Origin of the sequence: Aquitalea magnusonii, assembly GCF_002217795.2 — a bacterium.
Classification (GTDB): Bacteria; Pseudomonadota; Gammaproteobacteria; order Burkholderiales; family Chromobacteriaceae; genus Aquitalea; species Aquitalea magnusonii_B.
This window is the reverse complement of the sequence record NZ_AP018823.1, coordinates 4,779,274-4,803,515: the sequence shown is the minus strand read 5'-3', so window position 1 is coordinate 4,803,515 and position 24,242 is coordinate 4,779,274. Positions and strand designations below refer to the sequence as shown.

Genomic DNA, 24,242 nt, shown 5'->3' with positions numbered 1-24,242 from the left:
ACTCCATGCCCACCGCCCTCCGTCTGGCCTGCCCGCTTGTGCTGGCCATGCTGCTTGCCGCCTGCTCCCATCCGGACAGCAGCAGCGAAGAAATCCGCCCGGTCCGCATCGTGACTGCCGGCCAGAATGGCAGTACACCGCGCAACAGCTTTGCCGGCCAGATTCGCGCCCGTACCGAAACCGATCTTGCCTTCCGTATTGGCGGCAAGATCGTTGCCAAACTGGTCAATAGCGGTGAACACGTGAAAAAAGGCCAGGTACTGGCCCGGCTCGATCCCAGCGACACCAGCCTGGACATCAGCGCCAAACAGGCCCAACTGGCCGCGGCAGAATCCGATCTGGCACAACAGCAGCTCAATCTGCAACGCTACCAACAGTTATTGGCCAAGCAATTCATCAGCCAGTCGCAAGTAGATGGCCAGCAAAACGGCGTCAACGCAGCCCGTGCCAAACGAGATGAGGCCAGGGCGCAACTGGCCGCCAGCCGCAACCAGGGCAGCTATACCCAGTTGCTGGCCGACGCGGATGGAATCATCAGCCAGATCAACGCCGAGCCTGGCCAAGTAGTGGCTGCCGGGCAGGCCGTGGCGCGACTGGCCCACGATGGAGAACGAGAGGCCGCCATTCAGGTGCCGGAAAACGCCTTGCAGCAGGTCCGCCAGCAAAAGCAGTTTGCCGTCACCCTGTGGGCCGGCAAGCAGCAGTTCGAGGGCAGCTTGCGTGAACTGGCCGGCGATGCCGACTCCGCCACCCGTACCTACGCCGCCCGTATCAGCCTGCCGCATGCCAGCGCGCTGGCACTGGGGCAGACCGTGACTGTCACCCTGGAGCCAGGCGCCGCTGCCGCGCCGCAAACCCTGCGTCTGCCACTGACAGCAGTGCTGGACGAACAGGGCAAGCACTATGTCTGGGTATTGAATGACAAGAGCCTGCGCGTGACGCGTCGTGCCGTCAGTGTGCTAGCGATCGACAGCAACAGCGTCACCCTGCAAGGCGGCGTGCGGCCGGGCGAAAAAGTGGTCAGCGCCGGAGTGCATCTGCTGCACGACAATCAGCGCGTCACCATGCTGCAAGGTGGCCAGTAAATGAAAAAGCTCAATCTATCGGAATGGGCACTGCGCCACCAGGCGCTGGTGCTGTACTTCATGGTGATGCTGATGGTGTCCGGCCTGTGGGCCTATACCCAGCTAGGCCAGAAGGAAGACCCCGAGTTCACCTTCAAGGCCATGCTGGTGCAAACCTATTGGCCGGGTGCCAAGGCGGTGGAGGTGGAGCAGCAAATCAGCGACCGGCTGGAAGAAAAACTGCAGGAGATGCCGGAAATCAAGTACGTGCAGAGCTACAGCAAGCCGGGAGAATCCCTGCTACTGATCAATCTGCGCGAAGATGTGCCGGCCAAGAATGTGCAGTCGCTGTGGTATCAGGTACGCAAGAAACTGGGGGATGTGCGCAGCAGCCTGCCCGCCACCACCCAAGGCCCCTTCTTCAACGACGAGTTCGGCGACACCTTCGGCAACATCTATGCCTTTACCGGTGACGGCTTCAGCGACGAGGAACTGCGCCGCTACGTGGACCGTGCCAAGGAAGAAATCCTGCGCGTGCCGGATGTGGCCAAGGTCAACCTGGTGGGTGAGCAGAGCGAGAACATCTATATCGACCTATCCAGCAGCAAACTCGCCTCGCTGGGCCTGGACACCAGCGCCATCTGGAGCGCGCTGCAGCAGCAGAATGCCATGCTGCCAGCCGGCACCTACGAAACCGCCAGCGACCGTATCTGGGTAAGACCCACCGGCAACTTCAGCACCGTGGAAGCGGTGGCCAACACACCCATCGTGGCCAATGGCAAAACCCTGCGCCTGGGCGATATCGCGCAGATTCATCGCGGCTTTGTCGACCCGCCCAACTTCCGCATGCGCTTTAACGGCCAGCCAGCGCTGGGCCTGGCCATTTCCATGAAAAGCGGTGGCGATGTCCTGCAACTGGGCGAGCATCTGGACGCCACGCTCAAGCGGATCCAGTCCAAGCTGCCGGTAGGCATCGAAATCCACCCCGTTTCCGACCAGCCCAAGGTGGTCAAGAGCGCGGTGAGCGAATTCATGCGCTCGCTGATCGAGGCCGTGCTGATTGTGCTGGCGGTCAGCTTCTTCAGCCTGGGTCTGCGCACCGGCGTGGTGGTGGCGCTGTCGATTCCGCTGGTGCTGGCCATGACCTTTCTCGCCATGTACTTCTTCAAGCTGGACCTGCAACGCATTTCGCTGGGTTCGCTCATCATTGCGCTGGGCCTGTTGGTGGACGATGCCATCATCGCGGTGGAAATGATGGCGCTGAAGCTGGAGCAAGGCTGGAACAAATTCCAGGCAGCGACCTATGCCTACACCAGCACGGCCTTCCCCATGCTGACCGGCACGCTGATTACCGCGGCCACCTTCCTGCCGGTAGGACTGGCCAAATCCGACGCGGGCGAATACGTGTTCAGCCTGTTCGCCGTGGTGGGGCTGGCCCTCATCCTGTCCTGGATTGTCGCCGTGGTATTCACTCCCTTCCTGGGCTACAAACTGCTGTCCGAGCAAAGCACGCATCACCAGCAGCACGACGTCTATCACAAGCCGTTCTACCTGCGCTTCCGCAGCCTGCTGGAATGGTGCCTGCACTACCGCAAAACCGTCATTGCCATCACCCTGGGCATTTTCGTCCTGTCCTTGCTGGCCTTCCGCCTGCTGGTGGCACAGCAGTTTTTCCCCTCGTCCAACCGGCCGGAACTGATGGTGGACCTGTGGCTGCCGCGTGGTGCCAGTTATGCCGCCACCGAGCGCGAGGTGAAAAAACTGGAAGCACTGATACGGCAGGACAAGAATGTACGCAGCGTCACCAGCTATGTCGGCAATGGCAGCCCCCGCTTTTATCTGCCGCTGGATCAGCAGCAACAGCATCTGAACTATGCCCAACTGATGGTGATGACCGGTGACGAGCATGTGCGCGAACTGGTGAAAAGCCGTATCGAGCAGATTTTCGATCACGACTTCCCACTGGTACGCGGCCGCGTCACCCGGCTGGAAAACGGCCCGCCGGTAGGCTACCCGGTACAGTTCCGCGTAATGGGGCCGGACCATGACAAGATCCGCGCCATTGCCGCCGAAGTGGAAAAACGGGTAAGAGCCAACCCGTCCACCCGTCACGTCAATATCGACTGGGGTGAGCAGTTGAAGGCGCTGCGCATCACGCTGGATCAGGACAAGATCCGCCTGCTAGGCATCAATAGCCAGTCCTTGTCCCAACAACTGCAAATGCTGATTTCCGGTGCCACCGTGACCGATTATCGCGACGGCAACCGTACCGTCGGCATCGTGGCGCGCCTGAACAAGCAGGAGCAGAGCGATGTGGCGGCACTGGGCAATTTGCAGGTGCAAACCGCCAGTGGTCGCTTTGTCGCGGTGTCGCAACTGGGCAAGATCGACTATCAGCCGGAGGAGTCCATCATCTGGCGGCGCAACCGTCTGCCCACCATCACCGTCAACGCGGATGTCGCCGACGGCGTGCAGGGCGATGATGTCTCTGCCGCGCTCTGGCCGCAGATGCAGCAACTGGAACAGACCCTACCCCTTGGCTATCACATCGAACTGGGTGGTTCGCTGGAATCCAGCAGCAATTCGCAAAAGGCCATTGCGGCGGTTGCCCCCTTCATGATCGTGGTGGTGCTCACCCTCTTGATGCTGCAATTGCACAGCTTCCAGCGCACGCTGATGGTATTGCTGACTGCGCCGCTGGGCATGATAGGGGTGACACTCACCTTGATCCTGTTCCAGGCACCGTTCGGCTTTGTCGCCATGCTGGGGGTGATTGCCCTGTCCGGCATGATCATGCGCAACTCAGTTATTCTGGTGGATCAGATCGAGCATGACATCAGCGAAGGCATAGACCGCCACGAAGCCATCATCGGCTCCACGATACGGCGCTTCCGCCCCATCATGCTCACCGCACTGGCCGCCATCCTGGCGATGATTCCGCTCACCCGCAGCACCTTCTGGGGACCGATGGCGGTGGCCATCATGGGCGGGCTGCTGGTGGCCACAGTACTCACCCTGCTGTTCCTGCCTGCCCTGTACGCCCAGTGGTTCAAGGTGGACCGTCCGCAAAAGAGAACAACATGAAACATCTTGCCCGCTTCACCCCCTTGCTGCCTGCCCTGGTGCTGCTGCTGGCCAGCCCCAGCGCCCTTGCCTTCGACCTGAGCGAAGCCTGGCAGGCTGCCCGCAGTTACAACAGCGACTACGCCGGCTCGCGCGCCGACCTGAGTGCCGGCAGCGAACAGGCCGTGCAAGGCCGGGCCCAGCTATTGCCGCAAGTGGCCCTCACCGGCAGCTACAGCCACACCAATCCCACCCAGCCAGCCGGACTGGCCGGTTATGACAGCTCGGGCTATGGCATCCAGCTATCACAACCACTGTTTGACGTCAGCAAATACAGCGCCTACCAGAAAGGCAAGATAGCCAGCCAGCAGGCGGCAACCAGCTTTGATGCCGCCGAACAGCAACTGATGGTGGAGATTGCCCGGGCTTACTTTGACGTGCTGTTGGCCGAGGACACCCTGACCGCCACCCGTGCCAGCAAGAAGGCCTACCAAACCCAACTGCAACAGGCAAAAACGGCTTTTGATCTGGGCACCGCCACCATTATTGACACCCACGAAGCCCAGGCCGGCTTCGATGCCGCCAGTGCCAAGGAAATCGTGGCACTCAACCAGCAGGAAATCAGCCAGAACAATCTGCGCCGGCTCACCGGGCTGGATGCACGCGCCATCCAGCCACTAAAAGAGCAGTTGCCCCCTCCTCCAGCCGGCGATTTGCAAAGCTGGCTGGAACTGGCCACCCACAACAGCCTGGCACTGCGCGCAGCCGAACAGGCTTTGCAATATGCCAGCCAGACCGTCACCGAAAAACGCGGCAACCAATTACCGGTGGTGGCACTCAGCGCCGGGTATAACGATAACCGCAGCAACCAGAACGGCGCACTGCCGGTCACCCGCGGCAGCAGTATCGGCGTGTCGGTCAACCTGCCGCTGTTTGCCGGTGGCGGTATCAACTCGCAAATCCGTGAAGCCCTGGCCAAGGAGGAGGCCGCCCGCGACAAGCTGGAATCCACCCGCCGCCAGTTGCGTGAAGACGTGCGCAAGAGCTGGCTGGGCGTCACCAATGGTGCCGCCTTGGTACGTGCGCAACAGCAGTTGCTGATTTCGGCCAAAAGCAAGGTGGACTCCACCAAACTGGGCAAGGAAGTCGGCATCCGTACCAATCTGGACGTGTTGCAAGCCGAACAGTCTTACTACGATGCCATCACCAGTCTGGCCACCGCCAAGTACGACTACCTCACCGCCTGCCTGCAACTGGAACAAGTGGCCGGCACCCTGAATGAAAGCCGCTTGCAAACGGTAAACGCGGCGATTCGCCATTAAACAAACTTGTCACTTGTGATCAAATGGGGCTACTGTTTGCGCAGCAGCCCTTTTTTCATGGTGTGCATGTCTTGCAACAAGTGTTTAACTTTTTGATGCAGGTGTAGCTTTTTGCTAAACACCTGATTAGAATCAAACCACGCTGGAAAACGCCGAATTCTGCCCAACGGCGACTGGTTGACACTGAAAAAAGCAGCACTAAATGCCCTAGGTTCACCAGCATTCATGTCCAGGACCATGCCACCAGGCACCCCAATCTTAGGAGAGATGGAATGAGCAACAAAGATCTGATGCAACGCAAGGCCGATGCAACCCCGCGCGGCGTGGGTGTAATGTGTACTTTCTTTGCCGACAAGGCCAAGAACGCCGAAGTATGGGATGTTGAAGGCAATCGTTACATCGACTTTGCTGGTGGTATCGGCGTACTGAATACCGGCCATCTGCATGCCAAGGTACAGGCTGCCGTGGCCGAGCAACTGAACAAGTTCAGCCATACCTGCTATCAGGTTGTGCCTTACGAATCCTATGTTGCCGTGGCCGAAAAGCTGAACAAGCTCAGCCCCGGCAACTTCGCCAAGAAAGCCGCCTTCTTCAGCACTGGCGCTGAAGCAGTCGAGAACGCCATCAAGGTGGCCCGCGCTGCAACTGGCCGTCCGGGTGTGATCGCATTTGGTGGTGCCTTCCATGGCCGCACCATGCTGGGCATGGCACTGACCGGCAAGGTTGCCCCGTACAAAATCGGTTTTGGTCCGTTTGTAGGCGAGATCTACCACGCCGCTTACCCGAACGCCCTGCATGGCGTATCGGTTGAAGATTCGCTGGCCAGCATCGAAAAACTGTTCAAGTTCGACATCGAAGCCAAGCGCGTTGCCGCCATCATCTTCGAACCGGTACAAGGCGAAGGTGGTTTCTACTCCGCGCCGGCCGAATGGGTACGCGCCATCCGCAAACTGTGTGACGACAACGGCATCGTGATGATTGCCGACGAAGTACAAGCCGGCTTTGCCCGTACCGGCAAGCTGTTTGCCATGGAACACTTCGACGTTGCTGCCGACCTGACCACCATGGCCAAGTCGCTGGCTGGTGGTTTCCCGCTGGCAGCCCTGGTAGGCAAGGCCGAACTGATGGACGCACCAGCACCGGGCGGCCTGGGTGGTACTTATGCCGGTAGCCCGCTGGGCCTGGCTGCTGCCAATGCCGTGATCGATGTGATTCAGGAAGAAAACCTGCTGGAACGTTCCAACAAGCTGGGCGAGCTGCTGAAGGAAAAACTGCACAGCCTGAAGAAGGACATCCCGCAGATCGCCGACGTGCGTGGCCTGGGTGCCATGGTAGCCGTTGAGTTCAATAAGCCGGGCACCCACGAGCCGGATGCCGAATTCACCAAGAAGGTACAGACCAAAGCCCTGGAATCCGGCCTGATCCTGCTGACTTGCGGCGTGTACTATAACGTGGTTCGCTTCCTGTTCCCGCTGACCATTGAAGACGAAGTGTTCGCCGAAGCGCTGGCCAAGCTGGAAGCCGCCCTGAAGGCCTGATCCGTCACTGACTGATGATGACGGCCAATCCCGGCAACGGGGTTGGCCGTCTGCACACACACCATGCTCCGCCCATTCTGGAGAGACTCATGCTGAATCTGAAAGACCCTTCCCTGCTCAAGCAGCAGTGCTACATCAACGGCCAATGGCTGGATGCTGACAACGGCGAAACCATCCCGGTCACCAACCCGGCCACCGGCGAAGTGATTGCTACCGTACCGAAAATGGGCAAGGCCGAAGCCGAGCGCGCCGTAGCCGGTGCCGCCGAAGCCTTCAAGAGCTGGAAAAAGAAATCTGCCAAAGAGCGCTCGGTCATCCTGCGCCGCTGGTTTGAACTGATGATGGCCAACCAGGACGACCTGGCCGTCATCCTCACCAGCGAACAAGGCAAGCCGCTGGCCGAAGCCAAGGGCGAAATCGCTTACGGCGCTTCCTATATCGAATGGTATGGCGAAGAAGCCAAGCGCCTGTATGGCGACACCATTCCGGCCCCGGCATCCGACCGTCGCATTCTGGTCACCAAGGAGCCGATCGGCGTTACCGCCGCCATCACGCCGTGGAACTTCCCCAATGCCATGATCACCCGCAAGGCAGCCCCGGCGCTGGCCGCTGGCTGCCCGATGGTGGTACGTCCGGCCAGCCAGACTCCGCTGTCCGCCCTGGCCATTGCCGTACTGGCCGAACGTGCCGGCATTCCGGCTGGCGTGTTCTCCGTACTGACCGGCAGCTCCAGCGAAATCGGTGCCGTACTGACCGGTAGCGACACCGTGAAGAAGTTCTCCTTCACCGGCTCCACCGAAGTGGGCCGCAAGCTGATTGCCCAATGTGCCGACACCGTCAAGAAAGTGTCGATGGAACTGGGCGGCAACGCACCGTTCATCGTGTTTGACGATGCCGATCTGGATGCCGCCGTTGAAGGCGCGATGATTTCCAAGTACCGCAATGCCGGCCAGACCTGCGTCTGCGCCAACCGCATTCTGGTACAGGACGGCGTGTACGATGCCTTCACCGAAAAGTTTGCCGCTGCCGTAGCCAAGCTGAAGGTGGGCAATGGTCTGGAAGCCGGCGTTACCCAAGGCCCGATGATAGACCAGAACGCCGTGGCCAAGGTGGAAGAGCACATTGCCGATGCCCTGGCCAAGGGCGGCAAGCTGGTGACTGGCGGCAAGCGCAGCGCGCTGGGCCACAGCTTCTTCGAACCGACCGTGATCACTGAAGTGACCCCGGCCATGAAGGTGGCCAAGGAAGAAACCTTCGGCCCGCTGGCTCCGGTATTCCGCTTCAAGACCGAAGAAGAAGCCATCCAGATGGCCAACGACACCGAGTTCGGCCTGGCCAGCTACTTCTATGCCCGTGACGTGGGTCGTATCTTCCGCGTCTCCGAAGGCCTGGAATACGGCATGGTTGCTGTCAACAGCGGCCTGCTGTCCAACGAAGCCGCACCGTTCGGTGGCGTGAAGCAATCCGGCCTGGGCCGCGAAGGGAGCAAGTACGGTATTGAAGACTATCTGGAAATCAAGTACGTGCTGCTGGGCGGCCTGGACAAATAAGTCCAGCCCACCATCAAAAAAAGGCCGCGTTTGCGGCCTTTTTTGTTGTTGCGGATCCCGGAACAGGGAACCGGCGGACACGCTGGCGTACCACCACCTGGGCCATGGGCCGCCGCAGCCGCTTGTTTGTCAGCCGTGCTTAGTGAAGTTTGACGATGGTTTCCGACAGCGGAATATCCGCCTCGCGCAGGCAGTCACACAGATCTTTCCAGGTGGCATCCTTGTCCGGTGCCACATCCGGCACCATCAGCCAGGGCGAACGTGCCAGCAGCTCCTCACTACCACGAACTTTCAGGCCGACTTCATAGCCCTGCAGTTCCGGCTGGTATTCCGCCACCGCCTCCAGGTCCTGCAGCCCGCCCACCTTGCTGGCAATCAGGGCTACGGTCAGGCCCAGACGCTTGCGGTTCCAGGCGCGCACACCGGCGGACAGCGACTCCCACCATGGCAGCGGGGCAAACAGTTCGGCCTCGCCATACTCCATCTCGGCACCAATGGCCTGCTGCACCAGCGGCATCACCGCATCCAGCGCCTTGCGTGAGAGCTGTCTGGCCTGGTCAATCGGCAAGGCACCACGCTCCACCAGGAAAGGCAGCCAGGAAATCACCAGTTGCGGATCCTGCGTCTTGCGCGCGGCCTCGTAGGTGGCACGCGATGAGGCCGGGTCCAGCGGGGCAAAATCACAACCGGCATCCATCACGCTGGCCAGATGCATCAGGTTCTGACAAGCACGCTCATTGAGCATGTCGACGGTAAACAAGGTGGGCGATATCCACAGGATGGCCTTTTCCGGTACGTCCAGCGCATCGGCCAGCGGGGTTTCCAGCCGTTCCAGCAAGGGAAAATGCCACCACACCCCACCTTGCGCGCGGGAGAAGGCAAAGGGTAGCGCCCATAATTCGAAGGACACCACGGTGCCATCGGCACGCACCACTTCGGGAAAGGCAATGGCATCACGCGCGCTGTTGACCAGCAAGGCACGTGCAGCCGGCTCAGCCAGCAGGGAAAGCTGGGCTTCGGTAAACACCGCCTGATCACCGCCCATCAAGGCCTGCTGCACCTGGGCGGCAAACCCGGCACGATGCATAGGGTCAAGGGCGGCAGCGCGGGCGGCTTCGCGCAGCGTGCGAATGGCAAGGCTACGCTCGGCGGGCGGCAGCGGCTCGGTCGGCCCCTGCCGCATTTCGCGCGGGCGCGGCCCTACCTCACGCTCGGCATAGGCTTCATGCAAGCGCTGATAGGTGCTCATGGCTTCATCGCAGATCGCCTGCAGACGCGCTGCGGTGGGGATATCGCCAGTAAAGACAAAATCAAACAGCCGCAGCCCGCGATTGCACACATACACACTGCGGTTGGCATCAGCATCAAACAGCAAGGCGCTGGCAAACGCATCTGCATCGCGCCCGGCAAATTCAGTGAAATCATTGCCAACCAGTCGGCAGACAAAGGCCGGTGCTGCGGTATGCACCAGATATTCGGTGGCCTCAAGGCCTGCCGCGTCCACGGCATCGCCAAAGATAAAGCGGTTGGGCTGCTGCGGTTCGCCCTTGATACGGGCATTACGGGGATGCGGAGTCATCAATCAACCAGAATAATCTGCAAAAACATCCTATTGTACCCGCCACCCCCATGCGGCGAAACCGCCAGGATGCTGATTCGCCTATCCCTTGCCTGCCATTTCTCCACGCCAGCCCGCCATCAGCGCGGACAATGCCACACGCTGCCGGCCTGCCACATCAAAGTTTGCAGCAGCCAGCCATTGCTCCAGCCGCTGCCGCACTGCAGGCCATTCGCCATCCAGGATCGAATACCAGGCGGTGTCCCGATTACGCCCCTTGATCACCATGGATTGCCGGAACAGCCCTTCAAACAGAAACCCCAGCCGCTCTGCCGCCCGGCGCGATGGCAGGTTCAGCGCATTGCACTTCCATTCATAGCGGCGATAGCCCAGGTCAAAGGCATGGCGCATCATCAGGTACATGGCCTCGGTGGCTGCTGGTTTCTGCTGCAATAGCGGCGAATAGTTAAGGTGCCCGACCTCGATCACCCCATTGGCCGCATCAATGCGCAGATAGCTGGCCAGACCCACCGGCTGCCCGCTGGCAGCGTCGATGATGGTGTAAAACTGCGGATCGCTCAGCCCTTCCATACTACGTAACCAGTCCGTATAGTCCGTGAGGCTGGCAAACGGCCCGTAGCCCAGATAAGTCCAGTTCGCATCCGCACCATCAGCCTGCATGGCGGCATACAGCCCCGCCGCATGGCGCGCCACCGATAATGGTTCCAGACGGCAATACTGCCCGCTCATGAGCAGCGGCTGCGGTAACGGACAAGCCTGCCAGTCAGGCAAGGCCACGCCATGCAACTGGCCAAACTGGTTTGGCTCACCCGGAGCAAGACGCTGCGCGATAAATTCATCAGACATATCGCCTCCTAGCAGGCACACTGGATGGACGTACCTGCAGTGGCATGACTGCCCACAGTGGCAAAACCATCGCGCTTCCACCAGTCCAGCCCGCCTTGCAGCTCTTTCACCCGGAAGCCCAGTTGCAGCAGCTTGATGGCACCATTGGTGGAGCCATTGCAGCCAATGCCATCGCAGAACGGCACCAGCAAGGCATCGCGCGGCAATGCGGCAGTGGTTTCTGCGTTCATGCTGCGGTGTGGCAGGGACAAGGCACCCGGTATGCTTTCACGCTCAAATGCGGCGGTGGCACGCGTATCAATCAGAATCAGCTTTTCACCCGCCTCCAGCGCCGCCTTGACATCGGCGGCATCGATTTCATAGGCCAGTTTGGCTTGGTAGAACTCCAGCTGTGTCATCAGTTTCACCCTTGTTGTTGCATTTGCAATAAGCGCAGATTACGGGCAAATTGATTCCTTCAAAAGAACCACTCTTTGCATCTGCAAAGGAACCACTTCATTCATGCATGCCGACTGGATCATTGATTACCTGCACAGCCATCTGCAGCGCGAGGGCAAGTCCACGCTTTCCCAGCAGGTTTACCAACTGCTGCGGGAAGCCATCCGCCGACAGCAGATCACGGCAGACAGTCCCCTGCCCGCCAGCCGCATACTGGCCAAGACATTGCAGATCGGTCGCAATACCGTATTGTCCGCTTACGACCAATTACTGGCAGAAGGCTATCTTTACAGCCGCCCGGGGGCAGGAACCTTTGTCAGCCCGGCCTTTGCGGGCCTGAGCAGCAGGCAGCAGGCGGATTCCGAGCATGCCGGCCTGTCGCGGCGTGGCCAGGTACTGACGGCACAATGCCGGCTGCCTACCGGCCTGATCGGTGCCTTTGCCCCCGGCTTGCCAGAGCTGCGCCAGTTCCCGCATGCCATCTGGCAGCGCCTGCAGCACCAGCACAACAAACAGGCGGCAGATCACTGGTGGCATTATCAGCAGGAGGGCGGCTTGCCTGCATTACGTCAGGCAATCTGCACCTACCTGCAACTTTCACGCTCGGTACGTTGCCAGCCGGAGCAGATCCTGGTGGTGCAAGGCGCACAGCAAGCACTGGAACTCACCGCCCGGCTACTCGCAGATCAAGACGACCAGGCATGGATGGAGGAGCCGGGCTATGCAGGTGCCCAGGCAGCACTACAGGCGGCAGGACTGCAGGTGGTGCCGGTGCCGGTCGACCAGGAGGGGCTGAACCCCGCTGCGGCACCGGCAGGCAGCCATCCCCGGCTGATCTACATCACACCATCCCATCAATATCCCAGCGGAGTAGTCATGTCATTGGCACGACGACTGGAATTATTACAACGTGCCAAAGCAGACAATAGCTGGGTAATTGAAGACGACTACGATAGCGAATTCCGCTACGACGCCCAACCCATTGCCTCGCTGCAAGGGCTGGCTGACAGTGCCAGGGTGATCTACCTTGGCACCTTTAGCAAAGTGATGTTTCCAGCCATGCGACTGGCTTACCTGGTTATCCCGCCAGCGCTGATTGATGCATTCCGTGCCAGCTATGCCCGACTGTACCGCGAAGGCAGCTACGCACAGCAAGCGGCACTGGCGGACTTTATCGAGCAGGGGCATTTTGCCCGTCACATCCGCCGCATGCGCGAGCTTTATCGCATACGCCAGCAACTGCTGCGCAGTACATTGCATCAAGCACTGGGAAATGCACTTCCCCTATCTGCCGGCCAGGCAGGCATGCACCTGGTTGCCTCACTGCCAGCAGGAATCAGCGACCAGCAGCTCAGCCAGCAGGCAGAGCAAGAGCAACTATGGTTACGCCCGCTATCCCGTCACTACCTTGCTCAGCCTCAAGCCAATGGGTTGGTGCTGGGCTATGCCGGCGTAGAAGAAACCAGCATTCGGCAATCCGCCACGCGGCTGGCCCAACTTGTAGAGCCATGGCTATGAACACGACCAAACCTGCCTTATTGATTAGCGCCTGCTTGCTAGGTCAGCCGGTACGCTACGATGGCCAAGCAAAAGGACAAACCCCGCAGCAATTGGTGGCACTAACTACGCATTTCCAGCTGATTCCCACCTGTCCGGAATGTGCCGGGGGGCTACCCGTACCGCGTCCACCCGCTGAAATCAGTGGCGGAGATGGCTCAGACGTATGGCAAGGCACAGCAAAGGTCATGACCGCTGATGGCCAGGACCTCACCACGGCCTTCACCAATGGCGCAGAGCACAGCCTGGATCTGGCACAACAGCATGGCTGTCAGCTCGCCTTGCTCAAGGCCAATAGCCCGTCTTGCGGCAACCGGCAAATCTACGATGGCAGTTTCACAGCTCAGCTACAGCCAGGCGAAGGTGTATGCAGCAGTCTGCTGCGCCAGCACAACATCCGGATATTCAATGAGGAAGAAATCAGTACCTTGCTGGAGACTGCTGGCCGCAAGACATGATCTTGCATCAGCCAAATGCAAAAAGCCCGGAACATGATGTCCGGGCTTTTTACTGCCAGCTGGCTGGCGAATGGGGAGTTTGGCGGTGTCCTACTTTCACATGGCGAATGCCACACTATCATCGGCGCTAAGGCGTTTCACGGTCCTGTTCGGGATGGGAAGGCGTGGGACCACCTCGCTATGGCCACCAAACATCAAGCTGTAAACCAAAGCTTGCTGGAGAAACTCAACAGCAAAACTTCGGGTAAATCAAAGCCCAGCTCGATTGAGCTGGGCTTCTGTAAGGGGAGTCTGGCAGTGTCCTACTTTCACATGGCGAATGCCACACTATCATCGGCGCTAAGGCGTTTCACGGTCCTGTTCGGGATGGGAAGGCGTGGGACCACCTCGCTATGGCCACCAGACATAAACTGTCAACAAACTTGAAGAAGCTTTGTCATCCAGACTTCGTCTGAATCACTGAATTAATTAGGTATCTTATCTTGGATCTTTGATCGCGTCGCACATTCACTATCCATCCGGTCTCGGTTTCCCAAGCCACTCAAATGATAGGATCAAGCCTCACGAGCAATTAGTATCGGTTAGCTTAACGCCTCACAGCGCTTCCACACCCGACCTATCAACGTCCTGGTCTCGAACGACTCTTCAGGAGGGTCTAGCCCTCAGGGAAGTCTCATCTTCAGGCGAGTTTCGCGCTTAGATGCTTTCAGCGCTTATCTCTTCCGAACTTAGCTACCCGGCAATGCCACTGGCGTGACAACCGGTACACCAGAGGTTCGTCCACTCCGGTCCTCTCGTACTAGGAGCAGCCCCCGTCAAACTTCCAACGCCCACTGCAGATAGGGACCAAACTGTCTCACGACGTTTTGAACCCAGCTCACGTACCACTTTAAATGGCGAACAGCCATACCCTTGGGACCGGCTACAGCCCCAGGATGTGATGAGCCGACATCGAGGTGCCAAACACCGCCGTCGATGTGAACTCTTGGGCGGTATCAGCCTGTTATCCCCGGAGTACCTTTTATCCGTTGAGCGATGGCCCTTCCATTCAGAACCACCGGATCACTATGTCCTGCTTTCGCACCTGCTCGACTTGTCGGTCTCGCAGTTAAGCTACCTTTTGCCATTGCACTATCAGCACGATTTCCGACCGTACCTAGGTAACCTTCGAACTCCTCCGTTACACTTTGGGAGGAGACCGCCCCAGTCAAACTGCCTACCATGCACTGTCCCCGATCCGGATAACGGACCAAGGTTAGAACCTCAAAGGGGTCAGGGTGGTATTTCAAGGTCGGCTCCACAGGAACTAGCGTCCCTGCTTCAAAGCCTCCCACCTATCCTACACAAACCACTTCAAAGTCCAATGCAAAGCTACAGTAAAGGTTCACGGGGTCTTTCCGTCTAGCAGCGGGGAGATTGCATCTTCACAAACACTTCAACTTCGCTGAGTCTCAGGAGGAGACAGTGTGGCCATCGTTACGCCATTCGTGCGGGTCGGAACTTACCCGACAAGGAATTTCGCTACCTTAGGACCGTTATAGTTACGGCCGCCGTTTACTGGGGCTTCGATCAAGAGCTTGCACCCCATCACTTAACCTTCCAGCACCGGGCAGGCGTCACACCGTATACGTCCACTTTCGTGTTGGCACAGTGCTGTGTTTTTGATAAACAGTCGCAGCCACCGATTCTCTGCGACCTGTCGTAGCTCCCACCGCAGGGTGTTCACCACAACAGGCATACCTTCTCCCGAAGTTACGGTATCAATTTGCCGAGTTCCTTCTCCTGAGTTCTCTCAAGCGCCTTAGAATTCTCATCCTGCCCACCTGTGTCGGTTTGCGGTACGGTTCTTGTGTAGCTGAAGCTTAGTGGCTTTTCCTGGAAGCGTGGTATCAGTCACTTCAGGTCCGTAGACCCTCGTTATCACTTCTCGGCGTTAAAGAAGGGCGGATTTGCCTACCCTTCACGCCTACCGGCTTGAACGACCTATTCCAACAGGCCGCTGACCTAACCTTCTCCGTCCCCACATCGCACTACACAAAAGTACGGGAATTTTAACCCGTTTCCCATCGACTACGCTTTTCAGCCTCGCCTTAGGGGCCGACTCACCCTACGCCGATGAACGTTGCGTAGGAAACCTTGGGCTTTCGGCGAGCGGGCTTTTCACCCGCTTTATCGCTACTCATGTCAGCATTCGCACTTCTGATATCTCCAGCATCCCTTACGAGACACCTTCACAGACCTACAGAACGCTCCCCTACCATCTGCACTTACGTGCAAATCCGCAGCTTCGGTTATCAGTTTGAGCCCCGTTACATCTTCCGCGCAGGACGACTCGACCAGTGAGCTATTACGCTTTCTTTAAATGATGGCTGCTTCTAAGCCAACATCCTGGCTGTCTGGGCCTTCCCACTTCGTTTACCACTTAACTGATCATTTGGGACCTTAGCTGGCGGTCTGGGTTGTTTCCCTCTTGACGATGGACGTTAGCACCCACCGTCTGTCTCCCATGCTCGCACTTTCCGGTATTCAGAGTTTGCCATGGTTTGGTAAATCGCAATGACCCCCTAGCCATAACAGTGCTTTACCCCCGGAAGTGATACATGAGGCACTACCTAAATAGTTTTCGGGGAGAACCAGCTATCTCCGAGTTTGTTTAGCCTTTCACCCCTATCCACAGCTCATCCCCTAGTTTTGCAACACTAGTGGGTTCGGACCTCCAGTGCGTGTTACCGCACCTTCATCCTGGCCATGGATAGATCACTCGGTTTCGGGTCTACGCCCAGCAACTAAAGCGCCCTATTCGGACTCGGTTTCCCTACGCCTCCCCTATGCGGTTAAGCTTGCTACTGAACGTAAGTCGCTGACCCATTATACAAAAGGTACGCAGTCACCCCTTGCGAGGCTCCCACTGTTTGTATGCATCCGGTTTCAGGTTCTATTTCACTCCCCTCCCGGGGTTCTTTTCGCCTTTCCCTCACGGTACTGGTTCACTATCGGTCGATCACGAGTATTTAGCCTTGGAGGATGGTCCCCCCATCTTCAGACAGGATTTCGCGTGTCCCGCCCTACTTTTCGTATGCTCAGTACCAAGAATGAAATTTCGTGTACGGGGCTATCACCCACTATGGCGGACATTTCCAGGTCCTTCCACTATCTCAATCTCTATCACATACAGGCTATTCCGCGTTCGCTCGCCACTACTGACGGAATCTCGGTTGATTTCTTTTCCTCGAGTTACTTAGATGTTTCAGTTCACTCGGTTCGCTTCCACAGACCTATGTATTCAGTCTGGGATACCCTTGCGGGTGGGTTTCCCCATTCGGATATCGCGGGATCAAAGCTCTATTGCCAGCTCCCCCGCGCTTTTCGCAGGCTTACACGTCCTTCATCGCCTGTGATCGCCAAGGCATCCACCAGATGCACTTAGTCGCTTGACCCTATCATTTCAGTAACCTGAGTTACCAATCCGACAGGATTGTGTTTGTGCGACATGTCACACCGCCCCTTTTGTGATGGCGACATGACATTAGATACAATCAAATTCCCAAGATGACGATTTGTCCTGCATGCAGAGTTAACTTCATGCATTTCATTTCGCCGTCTAATTAATTCGGCTTCTTCAGTTTGTTAAAGATCGGGCGTTCGACCTTGCGGTCAATTCAACGCAAACAAAAAGATACCCGGAAACAACGTTTCCAGATGCGTTTTTGTTTGAGTTGAGGTGGTGGAGGATGACGGGATCGAACCGACGACCCCCTGCTTGCAAAGCAGGTGCTCTCCCAACTGAGCTAATCCCCCAAACTGGTGGGTCTGGAAGGACTCGAACCTTCGACCCCTGCGTTATCAACACAGTGCTCTAACCAGCTGAGCTACAAACCCAGTCAAACCCTTAAAATCTCGAATAACCGATAGGCTGTGAATACTTGACGATCGCCTTCTCTAGAAAGGAGGTGATCCAGCCGCAGGTTCCCCTACGGCTACCTTGTTACGACTTCACCCCAGTCATGAATCCCACCGTGGTAAGCGGCCTCCTTACGGTTAGCCTACCCACTTCTGGTGAAACTCACTCCCATGGTGTGACGGGCGGTGTGTACAAGACCCGGGAACGTATTCACCGCAGCATGCTGATCTGCGATTACTAGCGATTCCGACTTCACGCACTCGAGTTGCAGAGTGCGATCCGGACTACGATCGGTTTTATGAGATTGGCTCCACCTCGCGGCTTGGCTACCCTCTGTACCGACCATTGTATGACGTGTGAAGCCCTGGTCATAAGGGCCATGAGGACTTGACGTCATCCCCACCTTCCTCCGGTTTGTCACCGGCAGTCCCATTAGAGTGCTCAACTAAATGGTAGCAACTAATGGCAAGGGTTGCGCTCGTTGCGGGACTTAACCCAACATCTCACGACACGAGCTGACGACAGCCATGCAGCACCTGTGTTACAGCTCCCTTTCGGGCACCAATCCATCTCTGGAAAGTTCTGTACATGTCAAGACCAGGTAAGGTTTTTCGCGTTGCATCGAATTAATCCACATCATCCACCGCTTGTGCGGGTCCCCGTCAATTCCTTTGAGTTTTAACCTTGCGGCCGTACTCCCCAGGCGGTCAACTTCTCGCGTTAGCTACGCTACCAAGGATTCAAACCCCCAACAGCTAGTTGACATCGTTTAGGGCGTGGACTACCAGGGTATCTAATCCTGTTTGCTCCCCACGCTTTCGTGCATGAGCGTCAGTGTCATCCCAGGGGGCTGCCTTCGCCATCGGTATTCCTCCGCATCTCTACGCATTTCACTGCTACACGCGGAATTCTACCCCCCTCTGACGCACTCTAGCTGTGCAGTCTCCAATGCAGTTCCCAGGTTAAGCCCGGGGCTTTCACATCAGACTTACACAACCGCCTGCGCACGCTTTACGCCCAGTAATTCCGATTAACGCTTGCACCCTACGTATTACCGCGGCTGCTGGCACGTAGTTAGCCGGTGCTTATTCTTCAGGTACTGTCATCCCCCAGCGATATTAGCGCTAGGAATTTCCTCCCTGACAAAAGTCCTTTACAACCCGAAGGCCTTCTTCAGACACGCGGCATGGCTGGATCAGGCTTGCGCCCATTGTCCAAAATTCCCCACTGCTGCCTCCCGTAGGAGTCTGGGCCGTGTCTCAGTCCCAGTGTGGCGGATCATCCTCTCAGACCCGCTACTGATCGATGCCTTGGTGAGCCTTTACCTCACCAACTAGCTAATCAGACGTCGGCCGCTCAAATAGCGCAAGGTCTTGCGATCCCCTGCTTTCCTTCTCAAAGCGTATGCGGTATTAGCTATCCTTTCGGATAGTTATCCCCCACTACTCGGCACGTTCCGACGCATTACTCACCCGTTCGCCACTCGTCAGCGGAGCAAGCTCCCTGTTACCGTTCGACTTGCATGTGTAAAGCATGCCGCCAGCGTTCAATCTGAGCCAGGATCAAACTCTTCAGTTCAATCTCATAGCAAATTTTCTGGCACGCAAGATCAAAGAAAATAACAAGTATTTCTTGTCTTGCAGTGCAAGTATTTGGCTTTCGCCAAGCACTCACACCTATCGGTTATTCTGTTTTTTAAAGAGCGGTGCAGGTCGCTGCGTTTCGTTTCCGTCGCTGCGTTGTCTGCTGAGGAGGCGAACTATACCGCCCTGCCCCACCCTCGTCAACACTTTGTGCGAAGAAATCTGCAGGATTTGCCAAAATTCCGTCCCGCAGACCGCTAAGTCACTGAACGGTAATACTTTATGAAATACGGGTTTCATGGCTGTTTTGCTGCGGGCGCACAGGCAGCGGCGCACTGGCCTCCATCCTGACGCTGCCCCACGGGGGAAACTGGCGCAAAAAGCTGGTTTCGGTGCTGGAATAGATACAAGCACAGGCAGCAAAAAGCCCGGCTGCGCGCCGGGCTTTTTGCATCAGGGACGACTAGATAGCTGTATCAGCTACGGTAGTCGGCATTGATTTTCACATAATCATAAGAGAAGTCGCAGGTCCAGACCGTGGCCTGGGCCGCGCCACGCCCCAGTACCACGCGAACGGTGATTTCGCTCTGGCTCATCACACGCTGACCATCTTCTTCCTTGTATTCCGGGTTGCGACCGCCATTGCAGGCCACCAGTACATCATCCAGATACAGGGAGAGGCGATCGACATCCAGATCGCTGACGCCAGCATAACCAATGGCGCACAGCAAACGTCCCAGATTCGGGTCGGAGGCGAAGAAGGCAGTCTTGACCAGCGGCGAGCGGGCGATGGCGTAGGCCACGTCCTTGCATTCAGCCACGGAACGACCGCCTTCCACCTTGACGCTGATGAACTTGGTGGCACCTTCACCGTCGCGGATGATGGCCTGAGCCAGCTCAGTGGCCACATCGACCAGCGCTGCCTTGAGGACGGCGTAAGCCGGGTGGTTGACCGAGTCGATACGCGGTGCGGCGCTCTTGCCAGTGGACACCAGGATGAAGCTGTCGTTGGTGGAGGTATCGCCATCGACCGAGATGCAGTTAAAGGAGAGGTCGGCCACTTCCTTGACCAGTTGCTCCAGTACCGGACGGGTTACTGGCGCATCGGTGGCGACAAAGCCCAGCATGGTGGCCATGTTCGGGTGAATCATGCCGGCACCCTTGGCGATGCCGGTGATGCTGACTTTCTGACCATCGATTTCCAGCGTACGGCTGGTGGCCTTGGGCGCGGTATCGGTGGTCATGATGGCTTCGGCAGCCTCGGCCCAGTTGGCCGGGCGACGGGTCGGCAGTGCCTGGATGATCTTGTCGGCAGGCAGCGGCTCCAGGATGACGCCAGTGGAGAACGGCAGGATTTGTTCAACTGCGCAGTCCAGTTCGCCGGCCAGTGCCTGACAGACCGACAGTGCGCGTTGACGGCCATCTTCTCCGGTACCGGCATTGGCATTACCGGTATTCACCACCAGCGCGCGGATTTGCACGCCGGCATCCAGATGATTCTTGCTGATTTGCACCGGGGCGGCGCAGAAGCGGTTTTGCGTGAACACGCCGGCAACGGTATTGCCCTTGTCGATGCGCACCACCAGCACATCCTTGCGGTTGGCTTTTTTGATGCCGGCTTCTGCCACGCTCAGTTCGATGCCATCAATGATGGCCAGTTGATCGGCGCTAACCGGAGTCAGGTTGACTGCCATGATGAATTCTCCATGCCGGCACGCTGACACGTGCCTGTTGCTTGTATGTTGTGTGGCTAGATTGTAACGGAATCAGTCCTGCTGGCTATCGAGGATTTGTTGCAATGCATCGCCATAGCGCGCCAGCTTCAGTTCGCCCAGGCCATATACCTTGCCCAGCTCGCGCAGGCTTTGTGGCCGACGCTCGACGATGTCGCGCAAGGTACGGTCAGAAAACACCGCATAGGCCGGGACGTTGTGTTCATCCGCAGTCTGACGGCGCCAGCGACGCAAGGCCTGCCACAGTCGCTCCTCGCGTTCGGTACGCAACCAGCGGTCGGTATTGACGCTGCGCGCCTTGCTGTCTTCCGCCAGCGGCCGCAGATAGATTTTCTCCTGCCCCTTGAGCAAGGGGCGGCAGGCATCGGTCAACACCAGCGACTGGCCGCGGGCGATGTCCACTTGCAGGATCTTGCGCGCCACCAACTGGCGGATGAGCGAACGCCAGGCGCGCTGGTTGTAGTCGCGCCCGATGCCGAAGGTGGACAGCTTGTCATGCCCGAAACTGAGGACCGACTGGTTGCTGCGCCCCAGCAGCACATCCACCACATGATTGGCAGCAAAACGCTGCTCCACCCTATAGATACAGGACAGTAGCTTCTGCACCGGTACGGTGGCATCAAAAGTGATAGGGGGATTCAGGCAATTGTCGCAATGACCGCAGGGCTGGCTGGCTTCGCCAAAGTGGCTGAGGATTTGCTGGCGGCGGCAACTGGCGGTTTCGCAGAAGGCCAGCATGGCATCCAGCTTGGACAGTTCCACCTGCTTTTGCAGCTCGGCCATTTCCGAGCCCTGAATCATCTGGTTGAGCTGCACCATATCGTTCAGCCCGTAACACAGCCAACTGGAGGCCGGCAGGCCATCGCGCCCGGCGCGGCCGGATTCCTGATAAAAATTTTCCGGGCTCTTGGGCAGGTCGATATGGGCGACAAAGCGTACGTCCGGCTTGTCGATGCCCATGCCGAAAGCCACGGTGGCCGCCATGACAATGCCCTCTTCGCGCAGGAATTCGCGCTGGTGCCGTTCGCGCACTTCATGACTGAGGCCGGCGTGGTAGGGCAAGGCCGGAATGCCGTTCTGGCTCAGCCACTCGGCGGTCTCTTCCACCCGCTTGCGCGACAGGCAGTACACAATGCCGGAAGCACCCGGATATTCATTATTGATGAAGTCGAGCAACTGCTTTTTGGCATTGTGCTTTTCCACCACCTGATAAAACAGGTTGGGCCGATCAAAACTGGACAGGAACACCTGTGCATCCCCCAGCTTGAGGTAATGCAGGATGTCTTCACGGGTTTGCGGGTCGGCGGTCGCGGTGAGCGCAATACGCGGCACTTGCGGGTATTGGTCGGCCAGCATGCCCAGCTGCTGGTATTCCGGGCGGAAGTCGTGCCCCCACTGGCTGACACAATGCGCTTCATCGATGGCAAACAGGGAAATGTCCAGCTGCGCCAGAAAATCCAGAAAGCGCGGGGTCAGCAAACGCTCTGGCGCAACATATAACAACTTCAAGGAACCATCGCGGGCACGCCTTGCAATATCACGGGCATCGTCCGGCGCAGTGGCCGAGTTCAGACAGGCGGCGGCCACGCCAACTTCTGTTAGCGCGGCAACCTGGTCCTGCATCAGGGCGATCAGGGGCGACACCACAATGGCCAGTCCCGGGCGCATCAGCGCGGGAATCTGGTAGCACAGGCTCTTGCCGCCACCGGTGGGCATCAACACCAACGCATGACCGCCATCCACAATGTGCTGCACGATTTGCGCCTGCTGACCACGAAAGGCCGGATAGCCAAAGATATTGCCAAGTAAGGTGAGTGCGTCCTGCATGCGGGGTAAGCACCAAGCCTGTGCCAGATAATCCGGTCAGGACAAGGCCGACAACCTGTTTGAAGTCATGGGAAGCTGGCTATTGTACGGCAAAGCGACAGCGTACAAAAAAAAGCCGCCCGAAAGGGGCGGCATCAAGTTTGGATGGAGACAATGTGAAACGAAGAGAAAGATGCTCTCGTCACCAACAGACTAAGCTCAGACAAGGAAAGTTCCTTTAAACAAGAAGACATCACTTAAACTTTTACCTGAAAATACCGTCAACACAGGCCGGCGCAGCACCCTTACCCCACCCTCATCCAGCGCCACGACAGCGTGGCGGGCTTGCCGGCATTGCCAGCACAATTTCCCCCATGCTGCGGCCTATGCGAAACTGTGCGCATCACACCGGAGATCAAGCATGTTTTATCGTCTGCTCGCCCTGGCAGCTTGTGGCAGCCTGCTGGCTGCCTGCACCACCGTTCCTCCCCAGACTTTCCCCTCCAGGCAAAAAACCCAGCCTCTGCCCCTGCCATCACAGGCCAATGCCGACTGGGAAAATCTGGGGGTTTCGCCCAATGGCAATATCCTGAACGAGCTGGACAAGCTGTCGATCAAGCCGCAAGGCAATATCGTGACGTTCCGCGACCGCAAGACCATCTTCAATCTGAGAAAAGAAAACTTCCTGTCCACGCCACGGCACAAGACATCGATCAATAGCTGGCTGATTGACTGCTCTGCGCGCACCTTCCGCCTGACCAGCATGGTGCTGTTTGACGAAAATGGTCGCCAGATTGCCAGTTACACATACAATGACAGTCAGATAAAAGCCATGCCGGTCACGCAAAACTCTGCCAGCTATCAGCAAATGCAATACGTATGCAAGGGCCTGGCCGGCTTCTGATATATTCCGGATGCCGCTGCAGACTGCGCATCCGACCTGAACACCAGCTTGCCGGGCATTGCACATGGCAGCCAGCACCATCCATCAGCCTGTATTCATCGTGTTGCCAAAGGGAGATTCCATGCACGCCATCCGCCGTGTGGTATTCAATCAGAAAGGTGGGGTAGGCAAGTCCACCATTACCGCCAATCTGGCTGCCGTGGCAGCCCGGCAGGGCAAGAAGGTATTGCTGATAGACCTGGACGCACAGGGCAATGCCAGCCACTACCTGACCGGTACCACAAGCCATACGGCGGAAAAATCCGCTGCCGGTTTTTTTGGTCAGATGTTGAATATCAGTATGTACAGCAAAGAGCTGCCGGAATTTGTCAGCGCAACGCCGTTTGATGCACTGCAATTGCTGGCATCCCATGCGGAACTGAGCGAGCTGATGGTCAAGCTGGAGAGCCGCTACAAGATGTTCAAGCTTAAAGAGGCGCTGGACCAGGTGGCCGGGGAATTTGATGAAATCTGGATCGACACCCCGCCGGCACTCAACTTCTTTACCCGCTCCGCACTGATCGCGGCTGACCGCTGCCTGATTCCTTTCGACTGCGATGCATTTTCGCGTCAGGCACTGTACAACCTGCTCGCCAGCGTAGAAGAGATCCGTGCCGATCACAATCCAGACCTGCGGGTGGAGGGCATCGTGGTCAACCAGTTCCAGCCGCGCGCCAGCCTGCCGGCACGCCTGGTGGCAGAGTTGCGTGCCGAAGGCCTGCCCGTGCTGGACCCGCCGCTGTCTGCCTCGGTCAAGATCCGTGAATCGCACGATGTGGCCAAGCCGATGATTTATCTTGACCCCAGACACAAGCTGTCGCTTGAGTTTGCTGCGCTGTACGACACGCTGGCCTGACGCCG

Annotated in this window: 14 protein-coding genes, 2 tRNA genes and 4 rRNA genes; 9 read left to right on the top strand and 11 right to left on the bottom strand. The window is 57.9% G+C overall.

The window, feature by feature from the left end; all coding sequences use genetic code 11:
• Nucleotides 1-5 precede the first annotated feature (5 nt).
• From DLM_RS22680 to DLM_RS22655, 5 genes are all read left to right on the top strand, one after another.
• Nucleotides 6-1,085 carry an efflux RND transporter periplasmic adaptor subunit gene (locus tag DLM_RS22680; protein WP_089084401.1) on the top strand — a complete coding sequence of 360 codons (1,080 nt, stop codon included), beginning with the start codon at nt 6-8 and terminating at the stop codon, nt 1,083-1,085.
• Nucleotides 1,086-4,148: an efflux RND transporter permease subunit gene (locus DLM_RS22675; protein WP_089084400.1), complete on the top strand. Its 3,063-nt coding sequence runs from the start codon at nt 1,086-1,088 to the stop codon at nt 4,146-4,148.
• Nucleotides 4,145-5,449, top strand: coding sequence for a TolC family outer membrane protein (locus DLM_RS22670; RefSeq protein WP_089084399.1), 1,305 nt, complete (start codon nt 4,145-4,147; stop codon nt 5,447-5,449). Before DLM_RS22675 ends, DLM_RS22670 begins: the two co-directional genes overlap by 4 nt.
• 272 nt (nt 5,450-5,721) lie before the next feature.
• On the top strand, nt 5,722-6,987 hold the full coding sequence (gabT, locus tag DLM_RS22660) for a 4-aminobutyrate--2-oxoglutarate transaminase (protein ID WP_089084397.1): 1,266 nt from the start codon (nt 5,722-5,724) through the stop codon (nt 6,985-6,987).
• 89 nt (nt 6,988-7,076) lie between these two features.
• Nucleotides 7,077-8,537: an NAD-dependent succinate-semialdehyde dehydrogenase gene (locus tag DLM_RS22655; RefSeq protein WP_089084467.1), complete on the top strand. Its 1,461-nt coding sequence runs from the start codon at nt 7,077-7,079 to the stop codon at nt 8,535-8,537.
• Nucleotides 8,538-8,676: 139 nt separating this feature from the next.
• Here the strand turns inward: DLM_RS22655 and DLM_RS22650 are convergent, their stop codons facing one another.
• The 3 genes from DLM_RS22650 to DLM_RS22640 form a co-directional block, all read right to left on the bottom strand.
• Entirely contained in the window at nt 8,677-10,116 is a 1,440-nt protein-coding gene (locus DLM_RS22650) for a hypothetical protein (RefSeq protein WP_089084396.1), read from the bottom strand.
• Nucleotides 10,117-10,197: 81 nt separating this feature from the next.
• Nucleotides 10,198-10,962 (bottom strand): GNAT family N-acetyltransferase, encoded by a 765-nt coding sequence (locus DLM_RS22645; protein WP_089084395.1) that lies wholly within the window; start codon nt 10,960-10,962, stop codon nt 10,198-10,200.
• Nucleotides 10,963-10,970: 8 nt separating this feature from the next.
• A complete protein-coding gene (locus DLM_RS22640) occupies nt 10,971-11,360 on the bottom strand; it encodes a rhodanese-like domain-containing protein (protein ID WP_089084394.1) in 390 nt (129 codons plus the stop codon).
• Between the two features lie 103 nt (nt 11,361-11,463).
• Here DLM_RS22640 and DLM_RS22635 point away from each other — a divergent pair, with 103 nt between their 5' ends.
• Both DLM_RS22635 and DLM_RS22630 read left to right on the top strand, forming a co-directional pair.
• Nucleotides 11,464-12,918 (top strand): PLP-dependent aminotransferase family protein, encoded by a 1,455-nt coding sequence (locus DLM_RS22635; protein ID WP_089084393.1) that lies wholly within the window; start codon nt 11,464-11,466, stop codon nt 12,916-12,918.
• Entirely contained in the window at nt 12,909-13,415 is a 507-nt protein-coding gene (locus DLM_RS22630; RefSeq protein WP_331852734.1) for a DUF523 domain-containing protein, read from the top strand. The genes DLM_RS22635 and DLM_RS22630 overlap by 10 nt, the downstream gene beginning before the upstream one ends.
• Nucleotides 13,416-13,492: 77 nt before the next feature.
• Here DLM_RS22630 and rrf (DLM_RS22625) read toward each other — a convergent pair.
• The 8 genes from rrf (DLM_RS22625) to recQ all read right to left on the bottom strand — a co-directional run bounded on the left by rrf (DLM_RS22625) (nt 13,493) and on the right by recQ (nt 22,459).
• Nucleotides 13,493-13,607: ribosomal RNA gene (rrf, locus tag DLM_RS22625) — 5S ribosomal RNA — on the bottom strand.
• Nucleotides 13,608-13,704: 97 nt separating this feature from the next.
• Nucleotides 13,705-13,819 (bottom strand): 5S ribosomal RNA (rrf, locus tag DLM_RS22620).
• A 146-nt stretch (nt 13,820-13,965) separates the two neighbouring features.
• Nucleotides 13,966-16,852 (bottom strand): 23S ribosomal RNA (locus DLM_RS22615).
• 285 nt (nt 16,853-17,137) lie between these two features.
• Nucleotides 17,138-17,213: transfer RNA gene (locus DLM_RS22610), tRNA-Ala, on the bottom strand.
• Between the two features lie 4 nt (nt 17,214-17,217).
• A tRNA-Ile gene (locus DLM_RS22605) sits at nt 17,218-17,294 on the bottom strand.
• A 64-nt stretch (nt 17,295-17,358) separates the two neighbouring features.
• Nucleotides 17,359-18,894, bottom strand: a 16S ribosomal RNA gene (locus tag DLM_RS22600).
• Together the 16S, 23S and 5S rRNA genes with 2 tRNA genes alongside form the textbook arrangement of a ribosomal RNA operon.
• A 481-nt stretch (nt 18,895-19,375) precedes the next feature.
• Nucleotides 19,376-20,593, bottom strand: a complete 1,218-nt coding sequence (gene argJ, locus DLM_RS22595; RefSeq protein ID WP_089083832.1) for a bifunctional glutamate N-acetyltransferase/amino-acid acetyltransferase ArgJ — start codon at nt 20,591-20,593, stop codon at nt 19,376-19,378.
• Between the two features lie 72 nt (nt 20,594-20,665).
• Nucleotides 20,666-22,459 (bottom strand): DNA helicase RecQ, encoded by a 1,794-nt coding sequence (recQ, locus tag DLM_RS22590; protein WP_089083833.1) that lies wholly within the window; start codon nt 22,457-22,459, stop codon nt 20,666-20,668.
• Between the two features lie 400 nt (nt 22,460-22,859).
• Here recQ and DLM_RS22585 point away from each other — a divergent pair, with 400 nt between their 5' ends.
• Both DLM_RS22585 and DLM_RS22580 read left to right on the top strand, forming a co-directional pair.
• Nucleotides 22,860-23,342 carry a surface-adhesin E family protein gene (locus DLM_RS22585; RefSeq protein ID WP_089083834.1) on the top strand — a complete coding sequence of 161 codons (483 nt, stop codon included), beginning with the start codon at nt 22,860-22,862 and terminating at the stop codon, nt 23,340-23,342.
• Nucleotides 23,343-23,472: 130 nt separating this feature from the next.
• The gene (locus DLM_RS22580; RefSeq protein ID WP_420000726.1) at nt 23,473-24,237 is read left to right on the top strand and encodes a ParA family protein; all 765 of its coding nucleotides are present in this window, start codon (nt 23,473-23,475) and stop codon (nt 24,235-24,237) included.
• Nucleotides 24,238-24,242 lie beyond the last annotated feature (5 nt).

Bases quoted from the DNA above. Each gene is read 5' to 3' on its own strand.
- DLM_RS22650 (WP_089084396.1), bottom strand. From the start codon at position 10,116: ATGACTCCGCATCCCCGTAATGCCCGTATCAAGGGCGAACCGCAGCAG.
- DLM_RS22655 (WP_089084467.1), top strand. From the start codon at position 7,077: ATGCTGAATCTGAAAGACCCTTCCCTGCTCAAGCAGCAGTGCTACATC.
- DLM_RS22630 (WP_331852734.1), top strand. From the start codon at position 12,909: ATGGCTATGAACACGACCAAACCTGCCTTATTGATTAGCGCCTGCTTG.
- DLM_RS22585 (WP_089083834.1), top strand. From the start codon at position 22,860: ATGTTTTATCGTCTGCTCGCCCTGGCAGCTTGTGGCAGCCTGCTGGCT.
- DLM_RS22635 (WP_089084393.1), top strand. From the start codon at position 11,464: ATGCATGCCGACTGGATCATTGATTACCTGCACAGCCATCTGCAGCGC.
- recQ (WP_089083833.1), bottom strand. From the start codon at position 22,459: ATGCAGGACGCACTCACCTTACTTGGCAATATCTTTGGCTATCCGGCC.
- DLM_RS22680 (WP_089084401.1), top strand. From the start codon at position 6: ATGCCCACCGCCCTCCGTCTGGCCTGCCCGCTTGTGCTGGCCATGCTG.
- DLM_RS22670 (WP_089084399.1), top strand. From the start codon at position 4,145: ATGAAACATCTTGCCCGCTTCACCCCCTTGCTGCCTGCCCTGGTGCTG.
- DLM_RS22645 (WP_089084395.1), bottom strand. From the start codon at position 10,962: ATGTCTGATGAATTTATCGCGCAGCGTCTTGCTCCGGGTGAGCCAAAC.
- gabT (WP_089084397.1), top strand. From the start codon at position 5,722: ATGAGCAACAAAGATCTGATGCAACGCAAGGCCGATGCAACCCCGCGC.
- DLM_RS22640 (WP_089084394.1), bottom strand. From the start codon at position 11,360: ATGACACAGCTGGAGTTCTACCAAGCCAAACTGGCCTATGAAATCGAT.
- argJ (WP_089083832.1), bottom strand. From the start codon at position 20,593: ATGGCAGTCAACCTGACTCCGGTTAGCGCCGATCAACTGGCCATCATT.
- DLM_RS22675 (WP_089084400.1), top strand. From the start codon at position 1,086: ATGAAAAAGCTCAATCTATCGGAATGGGCACTGCGCCACCAGGCGCTG.